General features: G+C 51.8%; 10 protein-coding genes and 1 pseudogene. 3 read left to right on the top strand and 8 right to left on the bottom strand.

Annotated elements, in window-relative coordinates; all coding sequences use genetic code 11:
* Nucleotide 1: 1 nt before the first annotated feature.
* Complete coding sequence (locus AM329_RS25775) at nucleotides 2-175, bottom strand: YciY family protein (RefSeq protein ID WP_017384232.1); 174 nt, start codon at nucleotides 173-175, stop codon at nucleotides 2-4.
* Between the two features lie 143 nt (nucleotides 176-318).
* Here AM329_RS25775 and cls point away from each other — a divergent pair, with 143 nt between their 5' ends.
* Nucleotides 319-1,779 carry a cardiolipin synthase gene (cls, locus tag AM329_RS04910; protein WP_003856750.1) on the top strand — a complete coding sequence of 487 codons (1,461 nt, stop codon included), beginning with the start codon at nucleotides 319-321 and terminating at the stop codon, nucleotides 1,777-1,779.
* Between the two features lie 33 nt (nucleotides 1,780-1,812).
* Nucleotides 1,813-2,142, top strand: a complete 330-nt coding sequence (locus AM329_RS04905) for an HI1450 family dsDNA-mimic protein (RefSeq protein WP_006810881.1) — start codon at nucleotides 1,813-1,815, stop codon at nucleotides 2,140-2,142.
* A gap of 31 nt (nucleotides 2,143-2,173) precedes the next feature.
* Here the strand turns inward: AM329_RS04905 and AM329_RS04900 are convergent.
* The 7 genes and pseudogenes from AM329_RS04900 to AM329_RS04865 all read right to left on the bottom strand — a co-directional run bounded on the left by AM329_RS04900 (nucleotide 2,174) and on the right by AM329_RS04865 (nucleotide 10,054).
* Nucleotides 2,174-3,041: pseudogene (locus AM329_RS04900) on the bottom strand (ion transporter).
* Between the two features lie 14 nt (nucleotides 3,042-3,055).
* Complete coding sequence (oppF, locus tag AM329_RS04895; RefSeq protein ID WP_003856743.1) at nucleotides 3,056-4,060, bottom strand: murein tripeptide/oligopeptide ABC transporter ATP-binding protein OppF; 1,005 nt, start codon at nucleotides 4,058-4,060, stop codon at nucleotides 3,056-3,058.
* Nucleotides 4,057-5,070: an ABC transporter ATP-binding protein gene (locus tag AM329_RS04890; RefSeq protein WP_032609420.1), complete on the bottom strand. Its 1,014-nt coding sequence runs from the start codon at nucleotides 5,068-5,070 to the stop codon at nucleotides 4,057-4,059. The genes oppF and AM329_RS04890 overlap by 4 nt, the downstream gene beginning before the upstream one ends.
* Before the next feature lie 11 nt (nucleotides 5,071-5,081).
* Nucleotides 5,082-5,990 carry an oligopeptide ABC transporter permease OppC gene (gene oppC, locus AM329_RS04885; RefSeq protein ID WP_015570372.1) on the bottom strand — a complete coding sequence of 303 codons (909 nt, stop codon included), beginning with the start codon at nucleotides 5,988-5,990 and terminating at the stop codon, nucleotides 5,082-5,084.
* 12 nt (nucleotides 5,991-6,002) lie between these two features.
* Nucleotides 6,003-6,923 carry an oligopeptide ABC transporter permease OppB gene (gene oppB, locus AM329_RS04880; protein ID WP_003856738.1) on the bottom strand — a complete coding sequence of 307 codons (921 nt, stop codon included), beginning with the start codon at nucleotides 6,921-6,923 and terminating at the stop codon, nucleotides 6,003-6,005.
* A gap of 82 nt (nucleotides 6,924-7,005) precedes the next feature.
* Nucleotides 7,006-8,637, bottom strand: coding sequence for an oligopeptide ABC transporter substrate-binding protein OppA (oppA, locus tag AM329_RS04875; protein ID WP_003856736.1), 1,632 nt, complete (start codon nucleotides 8,635-8,637; stop codon nucleotides 7,006-7,008).
* A 769-nt stretch (nucleotides 8,638-9,406) separates the two neighbouring features.
* The gene (locus tag AM329_RS04865; protein ID WP_017384236.1) at nucleotides 9,407-10,054 is read right to left on the bottom strand and encodes a YchE family NAAT transporter; all 648 of its coding nucleotides are present in this window, start codon (nucleotides 10,052-10,054) and stop codon (nucleotides 9,407-9,409) included.
* Between the two features lie 480 nt (nucleotides 10,055-10,534).
* Here AM329_RS04865 and adhE point away from each other — a divergent pair, with 480 nt between their 5' ends.
* Nucleotides 10,535-13,216 carry a bifunctional acetaldehyde-CoA/alcohol dehydrogenase gene (gene adhE / locus AM329_RS04860; RefSeq protein ID WP_003856730.1) on the top strand — a complete coding sequence of 894 codons (2,682 nt, stop codon included), beginning with the start codon at nucleotides 10,535-10,537 and terminating at the stop codon, nucleotides 13,214-13,216.
* The last annotated feature ends 69 nt before the right edge of the window (nucleotides 13,217-13,285 follow it).

Raw genomic sequence — 13,285 nt, 5'->3', positions numbered from 1 at the left:
TTCAGATGTCCTGGACTGCGAACAACAGCGCGTTACGGTGTCTGTTCAGGCCACATTTTCTGATGGCGTGGATACGCATATTGCGGCGGGATTGTGCTTCCAGCCAACGAGCCTTACGACGACTCACCTGTCGCAACATGCGCCAGCGCCCAACTTCAGTTCTACTGCGCTTCATGTCTACAACTCTTTCTCTAACAGAGATGCCATTATATGCCTAAGCAGGCGGCAAACCAGCGCTTTTATCTGCCGTTTTTATTTGCCAGATGAATCCTGATGCGTAAACTCATAACAATACGCTTTCAAAAGGATTTTTTATTTATGACAACCTTCTACACCGTGGTGAGTTGGCTGGTCATTTTAGGATACTGGCTGTTAATTGCCGGGGTGACGTTGCGCATTCTGATGAAACGCAGAGCGGTACCTTCCGCCATGGCCTGGCTTCTGATTATCTACATTCTGCCGCTGGTGGGCATCATCGCCTATCTCTCTTTCGGTGAACTTCATCTGGGTAAACGCCGCGCCGAACGCGCCCGCGCCATGTGGCCCTCCACGGCGAAATGGCTTGCCGACCTTAAAGCCTGCAAGCATATCTTCGCTGAAGAGAACAGCAGCGTGGCCGCATCTCTGTTCAAGCTGTGCGAACGCCGCCAGGGGATTGCTGGGGTAAAAGGCAATCAGCTGCAACTGATGACCTCTTCTGATGATGTGATGCAGGCGCTGATCCGTGATATCCAGCTCGCCCGGCATAATATCGAGATGGTGTTTTATATCTGGCAGCCGGGCGGCATGGCGGACCAGGTCGCCGAATCGCTAATGGCCGCTGCACGTCGCGGTATCCACTGCCGCCTGATGCTGGACTCCGCCGGCAGCGTGGCCTTTTTCCGTAGCCCGTGGGCAGGCATGATGCGCAACGCCGGTATCGAGGTGGTCGAGGCGCTGAAAGTGAATCTTTTCCGCGTCTTTCTGCGCCGCATGGATCTCCGCCAGCACCGGAAAATGGTTCTGATCGATAACTATATCGCCTACACCGGCAGCATGAACATGGTTGACCCCCGCTTCTTCAAGCAGGATTCCGGCGTGGGGCAATGGATCGATCTGATGGCGCGGATGGAGGGACCGATCGCGACCTCAATGGGCATCGTCTACTCCTGCGACTGGGAAATTGAAACCGGGAAACGCATTCTTCCCCCGCCGCCGGATGGCAATATCATGCCGTTTGAGGAAGCCAGCGGGCACACTATCCACACTATCGCCTCCGGTCCTGGCTTCCCGGAAGATCTGATCCATCAGGCACTGCTGACCGCCGCGTACTCCGCGCGGGAATATCTGATCATGACCACGCCCTATTTCGTTCCCAGCGACGATCTTCTGCATGCCATCTGTACAGCGGCACAGCGCGGAGTGGATGTGAGCATTATTATGCCACGCAAGAACGATTCGCTGCTGGTCGGGTGGGCAAGCCGCGCGTTCTTTAGTGAGCTGCTGGCCGCAGGCGTTAAAATTTATCAGTTCGAAGGCGGGCTGTTACACACCAAGAGCGTGCTGGTGGACGGAGAGCTGAGCCTGGTGGGTACCGTCAACCTCGATATGCGCAGTCTGTGGCTGAATTTTGAAATTACGCTGGTCATTGATGACGCCGGGTTCGGTGGCGATCTGGCGGCGGTTCAGGACGATTATATCTCCCGCTCACGCCTGCTGGACGCCAGACTGTGGGCGAAACGTCCGCTCTGGCAGCGAATTGCCGAACGACTGTTTTACTTCTTTAGCCCGTTGCTGTAAAACGTGCCCAACGATGTTTAACAGGTAGTCATCATGGAAATGGATCTGAACAATCGCCTGACCGAAGACGAAACGCTCGAACAGGCCTACGATATTTTTCTCGAGCTGGCGGTCGATAATCTCGACCCTGCTGACGTCATTCTTTTCAACCTGCAATTTGAAGAGCGTGGCGGTGCTGAGCTGTTCGATCCGTCTGAAGACTGGGCCGAACACGTCGATTTTGACCTCAATCCGGACTTCTTCGCCGAGGTGGTGATTGGCCTGGCAGATGAAGACGGCGGAGAAATTAACGACATCTTTGCCCGCGTCCTGCTGTGCCGCGAGAAAGACCACAAACTGTGCCATATTCTCTGGCGCGAATAATAAAAAAGGCTGCCCGCGCAGCCTTTTTTATTTAATCCGGTAAAGCATTTCCACAGCGGTGACAAAACCGCGCGCCGGGTTCATGATTCCCCTGCTGACACTTCGGACATTTGCGTTGCTGCTTGCTGTTCTGGAAGGCGCTGCTCATATGGGTGGTAATTAACCCCGTTGGTATCGCTATTACTGAATAGCCGATCAGGATAAGAACCGATGCCACAATACGTCCGAGCGGCGTATGCGGGGTAATATCGCCATAGCCCACGGTGGTCACCGTGACGATAGCCCAGTAAACAGACGCATTAAGCGTGGTAAACCCGTATTTTGGCCCTTCGATTAAATACATCAGGGAGCCAAAAACGATCATCACGATAGCAATAAACGAATAGAAGAGAATCAGCTGGTGGCGGGCGCTGACAATGGCGACCCAAAAACCCCGCAGCGACGGCATAAAGCGCAGCAGTTTGAGAATTCGTAACACGCGAATCGCCCGCATTGCACGCCAGGCAAACACATAATTCAGGCTGATCTCAGGCCACAGCCACATGACATACAGCGGCAGGATGGTGGCTAAATCAATAAACCCCCAGAAGCTGAAAACGTATTTCGCCGGATTTGGCCAGCTAATGACCCTCAGCACATATTCCGCGGTAAACACCAGCGTGACAATCAATTCCAGCCAGACGAAAACGTGCCACTCCTCATACGTCATATGGTACTGCGTTCCGGCGCCGGATTCGATAAAGATAATAATGACGCTAATCAGGGCAAATAAACCACAAAGGCCTTCGAAACGGCGACCGGAAACCGTCTCAGGATCAAATAAAAGGTGATACAGCCGCTGACGGGCCGACGTGAATAATCGCGACACATTAACCTCGAAAAATAAGGGCTGACATCATGTCAGCCCTTGCGATTATAACGGGTCTACTTTCAGGCAGGAAACCGCATGTCGGAAACTGCCCTCCAGAACCGGCCGTGTTTTTGCACATTCCGGCCCGGCTATTGGGCATCGCGTACGGAATACGCAGCCTGAAGGCGGGTTGATTGGCGAAGGCAGTTCACCTTCCAGAAGCTGAATGGTTTTATTTTTTTCCAGATCGGGATCCGGAACGGGAACCGCAGACATCAGCGCTTTGGTATAAGGGTGCAGCGGATTGTGGTACACCTCATCATACGTACCCAGCTCCACGGCGTGGCCCAGATACATGACCAGCACACGGTCCGAAATGTGTTTTACCACCGCCAGATCGTGGGCGATGAAGATCAGCGACAGCCCCATTTCCCGTTGCAGTTTCTGTAGCAGGTTAACCACCTGGGCCTGGATGGAGACGTCCAGCGCCGAAACCGGCTCGTCACAGATAATCAGTTTTGGTTCAAGGATCAACGCGCGTGCGATACCGATACGCTGGCACTGACCGCCGGAAAACTCATGTGGGTAGCGGTTGATGAGGTTAGGCAACAGACCCACCTTGAGCATCATCGCTTTCACCCGATCGCGAACTTCCTGGCGCGGCATCTTCGGATGATAGGTGCGCAGCGGCTCGGCAATGATTTCGCCAATGGTCATACGCGGGTTCAGGGACGCCAGCGGATCCTGGAAAATCATCTGGATGTCGCTGCGCACGTCGCGCCATTCATCCGGCTTCATCCCCAGCAGATCTTTGCCAAGCCAGGCCACTTTCCCGTCGGTGGCCTTCACCAGGCCGATGATCGCACGCGCAAATGTCGATTTGCCGCAGCCAGATTCACCCACCACGCCCAGGGTCTCCCCTTCGTACAGGCGTAGCGTGACGCCATCCACCGCTTTCAGGGTTTTGGCAGGCTGCCAGAACCACTGTTTACCGTCTTTGATATCGAAATGGACCTTCAGGTCAGCGATTTCGAGCAGCACATTTCTTTTTTCGTCAATTGCGTTCATACCAGCTCCTCCAGCGGCTTAAAGCAGGCGCGCAGACGGCCTGGGACAAACGCTTCCAGCGGCGGTGCGCTGTTACAGATTTCCATCGCATGCGGACAACGCGGCTGGAACGGACAGCCTTTTGGCAGACGCAGCAGGTTTGGCGGGTTACCCGGGATAGTCAGCAGCGACTCCCCTTCCGCATCAAGGCGCGGTACGGCATTCAGCAACCCGATAGAGTACGGATGGGCTGGCTGGTAGAACACATCGCGGGCATTACCGTATTCCATCGTGCGGCCTGCATACATGACTAACACTTTGTCGCAGATCCCGGCAACGACGCCTAAATCGTGGGTGATCATGATGATGGCGGTGTTGAACTCGCGCTTCAGCTCGTTCAGCAACGTCATGATCTGCGCCTGGACGGTTACGTCCAGAGCGGTGGTCGGTTCATCAGCGATCAGCAGTTTTGGCCGACAAAGCAATGCCATCGCGATCATGACGCGCTGGCGCATACCGCCGGAGAATTCGTACGGATACATGCGCATGCGCTTACGTGCCTCAGGCATTTTCACCGCATCCAGCATTTTGACGGACTCTTCAAACGCTTCGGCTTTACCCAGCCCTTTGTGGAGCATCAGCACTTCCATCAGCTGTTCGCCCACACGCATATAGGGGTTCAGGGACGTCATCGGATCCTGGAAAATCATTGAAATCTGCTCCGCGCGCAGCTTATTCAGCTCATGTTCCGGCAAATTCAGGATCTCTTTTCCGTTAAACGTCGCCGAACCACCGATCACGCCGTTTGATGCCAGCAGGCCCATCAGCGCGAATGCGGTCTGGGATTTACCGGAACCGGATTCGCCCACAATGCCCAGCGTTTCACCGGCACGCAGGTCGAAGTTGAGATCGTTAACGGCAGTAACATCACCGTCGGGGGTTTTAAACGTCACGCGGAGGTCTTTAACGTCCAGCAGTGCGCTGGTCCGCTGTTGCGCCTGTGGCGCGGTTGCCGTTTCAATAATAGTCATGACGGCGCTCCTTAACGGTCTTTCGGGTCGAGGGCATCACGCAGGCCATCGCCGATAAAGTTGAAACAGAACAGGGTGACGACCAGGAAGCCCGCCGGATACAGCAGTAACCACGGTGACACTTCCATGGAGTTTGCGCCATCACTTAACAGAGCGCCCCAGCTACTCAGCGGCTCTTGCGTACCTAATCCCAGGAAGCTCAGGAAAGATTCAAACAGGATCATACTTGGCACCAGCAGGGAGGCGTATACCACAACCACGCCCAGCACGTTAGGAACGATATGACGCACCACAATATTGGCGGTAGAAACACCACCAACCTGTGCGGCTTCGATAAACTCCTTACGTTTGAGGCTCAGCGTCTGGCCGCGCACAATACGCGCCATATCCAGCCAGGACACCATCCCGATCGCCACGAAGATCAGCAGGATATTTTGACCAAAGAAGGTCACCAGCAGAATGACGAAGAACATGAACGGGAAGGAGTTCAGGATTTCAAGCATACGCATCATCACGGAGTCCACTTTCCCGCCGAGGTATCCGGAAAGCGAACCGTAAAGCGTGCCGACGATCACCGCCACCAGCGCCGCCGCGATGCCAACCATCAGGGAGATACGGCCGCCAATCGCCACACGCACCAGCAAATCACGCCCGGAGGAGTCAGTGCCGAAATAGTGCCCGGATTCCATATCCGGCGCGCTGGACATCATGCCCCAGTCCGTATCGAAATAGGTGAACTGAGAGAGCATTGGCGCCAGGGTGACAAACAGCGCAATAAGCACCAGCACGACCAGGCTGGCAACGGCGGCACGGTTATGCATAAAACGACGGCGGGCGTCCTGCCAAAGGCTACGACCTTCAACCTCCAGCTTTTCACTGAAGTTTTCCAGCGCCTCGCTGTTTTTCTTACTCAACATCATGGCGTGCTCCAGTTAGTAACGGATTTTCGGGTCGATAACGGCATACAGCACATCGACAACGGCATTAAACAGAATGGTCAGCGCACCCACGAGGATCGTCAGGCTCAGCACCAGCGAATAGTCACGGTTAAGCGCCCCGTTAACAAACAGCTGCCCGATGCCCGGCAGACCATAAATGGTTTCAATCACCATTGAACCCGTGATAATGCCGACGAAAGCAGGGCCCATATAGGAGAGTACCGGTAACAGTGCAGGCTTGAGGGCATGACGGAAAATAATCCGGCGCATCGGCAGCCCTTTCGCACGGGCGGTACGGATGAAGTTCGAGTGCAGGACTTCAATCATTGAACCGCGGGTAATACGGGCGATGCTGGCGATGTAGGCCAGAGATAATGCCACCATCGGCAATATCATGAACTTCAGCGCCCCGCCGTTCCAGCCGCCTCCGGGAAGCCATTTCAGGGTTATGGCGAATATCATGACCAGCAACGGCGCAACAACGAAGCTGGGGATAACCACCCCGGTCATTGCGACCCCCATTACGGCGTAATCCCATCGGGTATTTTGTTTAAGCGCGGCGATAACGCCCGCAGTGACACCGAGAACAACGGCCAGGATAAATGCAGCAGCTCCTAATTTAGCCGATACCGGGAAGCTGGACGCCACCAGGTCGTTAACGGAATAGTCTTTATATTTAAATGACGGACCAAAATCACCGTGTGCAAGTTGCTTCAGATAGTTGAAGTACTGCGTAGTGATAGGATCGTTTAAATGGTATTTCGCTTCGATGTTGGCCATAACCTCTGGCGGAAGCGTGCGTTCACCGGTAAAAGGACTGCCCGGTGCAAGACGCATCATGAAGAAGGAAATTGTAATTAGAATAAATAACGTTGGAATCGCTTCAAGACAGCGACGCAGGATAAATTTCAACATTGCCCGTACCTTCTGGCGTGTGCCTGATGAATGTTACAAAATAGACACAGTGGGGCAAGCTCGCTCGCCCCACGTATTGCCATTAATGCTTGATAATATAAAGATTCTTAACGGAAATATTATCCAACGGGTCTTTACCGGTATAACCCCCTACCCATGGTTTCACCAGGCGGGCGTTAACGTAGTAGTAAACCGGAACGATCGCAGAGTCTTTATCGAGCTGTTGTTCTGATTTCGCGTACAGATCGGCGCGCTGGGCGTCATCTGCCACCTTCAGGGTTTCGCCAATCAGCTTATCAAACGCCGGGCTCTTATAGTGTGCGGTGTTGTTCGAACTGTCGCTCAGCATGGTGTTCAGGAATGAGGTCGGTTCGTTATAGTCCGCACACCATCCTGCACGTGCCACGTCAAAGGTTCCCTGGTGGCGCGTATCGAGGAAGGTCTTCCATTCCTGGTTTTCCAGCTTCACGTTCACGCCGAGGTTTTTCTTCCAGATAGACGCGACGGCAATAGCCAGTTTTTTATGCAGATCAGAGGTGTTGTACAGCAGGCTAAAGGTCAGCGGCTTGTCGGCGGTATAGCCAGCTTCAGCCAGCAGTTTTTTCGCTTCTTCGTTACGTTTTTCCTGGGACCATTTGAACCATTCAGGTTCAACCAGCTTCATACCGTCGGTGTAAGGCGGGGTGTAGCTGTAAGCTGGCAGGTCGCCCTGATTCTTCACTTTATTCACGATAATGTCGCGATCCAGAGCCAGCTTCAGTGCGGTACGAACACGTACGTCGGTGAACGGTGCTTTCTGGTTGTTAATTTCGTAATAGTAGGTGCACAGATACGGATCGACGTGAACTTCTTTCGGGATCTCTTTTTTCAGCTTCTGGAACAGTTCAATCGGCATGTTGTTATAGGTCATGTCGATTTCACCACTGCGGTAGCGGTTTACGTCCGTCACTTCAGAAGAGATTGGCAGGTAGGTGACCTGATTGATAACGGTCTTCGCATTATCCCAATACTGCGGGTTGCGCTCCAGCACCATACGTTCGTTAACGACCCAGTCCTTCAGCTTATATGCACCGTTGGTCACGATATTCGCAGGCTGCGTCCATTTTTCACCAAATTTTTCTACCGCGGATTTTGGTACCGGGGAGACGGACGGGTGAACCAGCAGCTTATAGAAGTACGGAACAGGTTCGCTCAACGTCACTTCAAAGGTATTGGCATCGATGGCTTTTACGCCCAGGTCGGTTACTGGCTTTTTACCCGTGATGATGTCATCGATATTGGCAATATGGCCATACTGGAGGTAACTCGCATACGGGGAGGCGGTATTTGGATCCGCCAGACGCTGCCAGCTATAGACGAAATCTTCGGCGGTAACCGGCGTACCGTCGGACCATTTGGCATCTTTACGCAGATGGAAGGTCCAGACTTTAAAATCTTTGTTGTCCCATTTTTCCGCCACGCCCGGAGCCGGGTGGCCGTCTACGTCAGTCACCAGCAGACCTTCAAACAGATCGCGGTTAACGTTAGACTCTGGAACACCTTCAATTTTGTGCGGATCAAGAGACTGCACTTCCGCACCGTTATTACGTACCAGCGTTTGCTTCTCAGCCAGCTGAACACCAGCAGGAACGTCCGCAGCCATTGCAGCGTTGCCCGCGATTAGCGCAGTTAAAATCCCCGCCGCTACCAGACTTTTTTTTGTGATGATGGACATTGTGTTGATACTCCACTCATTATAATGACTGGCCTTCGCCAGTTGTGTAATCCCCTGTTGGGGCCTGTACAGCGCAGGAGTTTTTTTGCTACTGTCAGGTTCTTTTTTTACTTCTTGCTATCACCGACTTCATTATTACTGACCGCTCGAACGGCGGTCTTGCGTCGATTCTTTACACCGCTCCCCTGTCAGAGAGATGCGTTGGATATCTTACGTGAGGGCTATATGAAAATAGTTCTCATCAACTTGTTTAATGCTGCAAAATATAAGGCCGGAAAGTACCAAATGGTGCCAACTCTCGCCAATACATTTTGCAAATTTGTTAAGCATTTCTCTTTTACGATGGCTGGCATAACTAAGGCGCCAACCTTGGCTTACGCCGAAATCAACAAAAAGAGATATAATTCATACAGATAAGAAATTTTGTTGCTCCAAACGCGACGACATGGCTTAGTTGAACGACTTTTCACGATAATTTAACAATTGATTATTATTTAGCACATTCGTCTGAGTCAGCATCGAAATTACTAATATCATTTCGGTTATCTGTCAGCAAGCCCCAGAGTATCATGTGAGTAAAATAACAGAGTGTTTGAGGGATTTATGCGCGGCAAGGGTAAATGAAAATAAACAACCTCTTGAAAAACAACAAAAGAGAGTTATTAGTAGAACTTATTATGACTGGCGCCTATTTCAACTTTATTTATATGATTTGCAGATAATCACGTAAAAAAAACGGAGCCGCTGGCTCCGCTCTTTCAAATGAAAGTCAGTGTACTAACCCGGGGAAAATACTTTTTATGCCGGTAACGATAAATTCGATGCCCAACGCCATTAACAACAGACCCATGATACGGGTAATCACGTTGATGCCCGTTTGTCCCAGCAAGCGAACCAGCCATGGCGCCATACGAAATACGCCCCAGCAGCACAGCGCGAACAGCGCAATGGCGACGGAAAAGCCAATCAGGTGCATCAGGCTGTGGTAGCGCGTTCCCCAGACAATGGTGGAACTGATCGCCCCCGGGCCCGCCATCAGCGGCAGCGCCAGTGGCACAACCCCAATGCTCTCGCGGATTGCTGTCTCTGATTTTTCCTGCTTGTTCTGTTTATCCTCCCCCAGCTTGCCGCTGATCATCGACATGGCAATCGTCACCACCAGGATCCCGCCTGCTATACGGAACGAATCAATCGAGATGCCGAAGACCTGAAGAATGGCGTCCCCGAGATAAAGAGACGTAAGTAGGATGATCGCCACCGACAGGTTTGCCGTCAGGTTGGTTTTATTTCGTGCCGCAGCCGTCTGATAGCTGGTCATACTGATGAAGACAGGGATGATCCCTACCGGGTTAACAAGAGCAAACAAGCCGATAAAAAACTTGAAATATGTAGGGAAATCAAAGAGCGTTTGAATCACATTAAGCTCCGCAATTGAGCATGTCCAGGGAGAAACTGCGTGTCATGATAAATCCGCGCTGAAGATACGCTTTTTAGCCGCACACTTCACCAGAAATCTGTTCCTAAACGTTATCAATTCATGATGTTAAACATTTGTGTAATCAATGATATTGCCGCTTCCAATAGTTACTTAATTATTTAACAGTAGAATAATTAGCACAAAATAACCCTGCTGAAAGGTATCAGCTTAGGACAAAATTGATCTTGATCATAATTTTCGTACTCAGAAGTGAGTAATCTTGGTTACGCCGCCAGGGAGATCACCTATCAAAAAGGTATGATGCTAAGGTAAGGCTCTTTTAGTAAATTAGTGAGCTGGAGCAGTGAGTAATCCTTTGTTTTACTGTGTGTTACGCAAGTGGGATCGGCTCTGACTATACTGTCAGACGTATCGAGCGCTGGTTTACTAAAAGAGTTTAAACATTATCAGGAGAGCATTATGGCTGTTACCAATATCGCTGAACTGAACGCCCTCGTCGAGCGCGTAAAAAAAGCCCAGCGTGAATATGCCAATTTCACCCAAGAACAGGTTGATAAAATCTTCCGCGCGGCCGCTCTGGCTGCTGCTGATGCTCGAATCCCTCTCGCTAAAATGGCCGTTGCCGAATCCGGCATGGGTATCGTTGAAGATAAGGTGATCAAAAACCACTTTGCTTCAGAGTATATCTACAACGCCTATAAAGATGAGAAAACCTGCGGTGTGCTGTCAGAAGACGATACTTTCGGCACCATCACCATCGCAGAACCGATCGGCATCATTTGCGGTATCGTTCCAACCACTAACCCAACCTCTACCGCCATCTTCAAATCTCTCATCAGTCTGAAGACACGTAACGCAATCATTTTCTCTCCGCATCCACGTGCGAAGGACGCCACCAACAAAGCAGCAGATATCGTGCTTCAGGCTGCCATTGCGGCGGGTGCGCCAAAAGATCTGATCGGCTGGATCGACCAACCTTCTGTTGAACTGTCCAACGCTCTGATGCATCACCCGGACATTAACCTGATTCTGGCGACCGGTGGTCCTGGTATGGTTAAAGCAGCATACAGCTCCGGTAAACCAGCCATCGGCGTCGGCGCAGGTAATACCCCTGTTGTGATCGACGAAACGGCAGATATCAAGCGTGCAGTTGCTTCTGTGCTGATGTCTAAAACCTTCGATAACGGCGTTATCTGCGCATCTGAACAGTCTGTTGTCGTGGTTGATTCGGTATACGACGCCGTTCGTGAACGTTTCGCCAGCCACGGCGGCTACCTGTTGCAAGGTAAAGAACTGAAAGCCGTTCAGGACGTGATCCTGAAAAATGGCGCGCTGAACGCAGCTATCGTAGGTCAGCCAGCGTATAAAATTGCTGAACTCGCTGGCTTTAGCGTCCCTGCTACCACCAAGATTCTGATTGGTGAAGTGAAAGTCGTTGATGAAAGTGAGCCGTTTGCTCACGAGAAACTCTCCCCAACGCTGGCAATGTACCGTGCGAAAGATTTTGATGACGCGGTAGAAAAAGCAGAGAAACTGGTGGCAATGGGCGGTATCGGCCACACCTCTTGCCTGTACACCGATCAGGATAACCAGCCTGAGCGTGTTGCTTACTTCGGTCAGAAGATGAAGACGGCACGTATCCTGATCAACACCCCTGCTTCTCAGGGTGGTATCGGTGATCTGTACAACTTCAAACTCGCACCTTCCCTGACTCTGGGTTGTGGTTCCTGGGGTGGTAACTCCATCTCTGAAAACGTTGGTCCAAAACACCTGATCAACAAGAAAACCGTTGCTAAGCGAGCTGAAAACATGTTGTGGCACAAACTTCCGAAATCTATCTACTTCCGCCGCGGCTCTCTGCCAATCGCGCTGGATGAAGTGATTACTGATGGCCACAAACGTGCGCTCATCGTGACTGACCGTTTCCTGTTCAACAATGGCTATGCAGACCAGATCACCTCTGTTCTGAAAGCGGCTGGCGTGGAAACTGAAGTCTTCTTTGAAGTTGAAGCTGACCCAACCCTGAGCGTTGTACGTAAAGGCGCTGAACTGGCGAACTCCTTCAAACCTGATGTGATCATCGCACTGGGTGGCGGTTCCCCAATGGACGCTGCGAAAATTATGTGGGTGATGTACGAGCATCCGGAAACTCACTTCGAAGAACTGGCGCTGCGCTTTATGGATATCCGTAAACGTATCTACAAGTTCCCGAAAATGGGCGTGAAAGCGAAAATGATCGCCGTCACCACCACATCCGGTACTGGTTCAGAAGTGACGCCATTTGCCGTTGTGACTGATGACGCAACCGGTCAGAAATACCCGCTGGCTGACTACGCACTGACGCCAGATATGGCTATCGTTGACGCCAACCTGGTCATGGAAATGCCGAAATCACTGTGTGCGTTCGGTGGTCTGGATGCGGTAACTCACGCTCTGGAAGCTTACGTTTCCGTACTGGCTTCTGAGTTCTCTGACGGTCAGGCTTTGCAGGCGCTGAAACTTCTGAAAGAAAACCTGCCAGCTTCTTACAACGAAGGTTCGAAAAACCCTGTTGCGCGTGAACGTGTACACAGTGCGGCAACAATCGCGGGCATCGCGTTTGCTAACGCCTTCCTGGGTGTCTGTCACTCTATGGCGCACAAGCTGGGTTCACAGTTCCACATTCCTCACGGTCTGGCGAACGCCCTGTTGATCAGCAACGTTATCCGCTATAACGCCAACGACAACCCAACCAAGCAAACTGCATTCAGCCAGTACGACCGTCCACAGGCGCGCCGTCGTTATGCTGAAATCGCCGATCACCTGGGTCTGAGCGCACCGGGCGACCGTACTGCCGCGAAGATCGAAAAACTGCTGGCATGGCTGGAAAGTCTGAAGGCGGAACTGGGTATTCCTAAATCTATCCGCGAAGCAGGCGTTCAGGAAGCTGACTTCCTCGCTCACGTAGATAAGCTGTCTGAAGATGCATTCGATGACCAGTGTACTGGTGCTAACCCGCGCTACCCACTGATTTCCGAACTGAAACAGATCCTGCTGGATACTTATTACGGTCGTAACTTCACTGAAAGCGATGTCGCAGCCGTAAAAGTTGAAATCCCCGCAGTTGTAAAGGCTGACAAGAAAGCGAAGAAAAACGCTTAGTTGACAGTGTGATAAAAAACCCGCCAGCAGCGGGTTTTTTTATATCTGAGGATCGGTAAAACATTCTTG

This window comes from Enterobacter cloacae complex sp. AR_0002 (genome assembly GCF_001922365.1).
GTDB lineage: Bacteria > Pseudomonadota > Gammaproteobacteria > Enterobacterales > Enterobacteriaceae > Enterobacter > Enterobacter hormaechei_C.
Note: the sequence above shows the minus strand (reverse complement) of the source record. Positions and strands in the feature narration are given on the sequence as shown.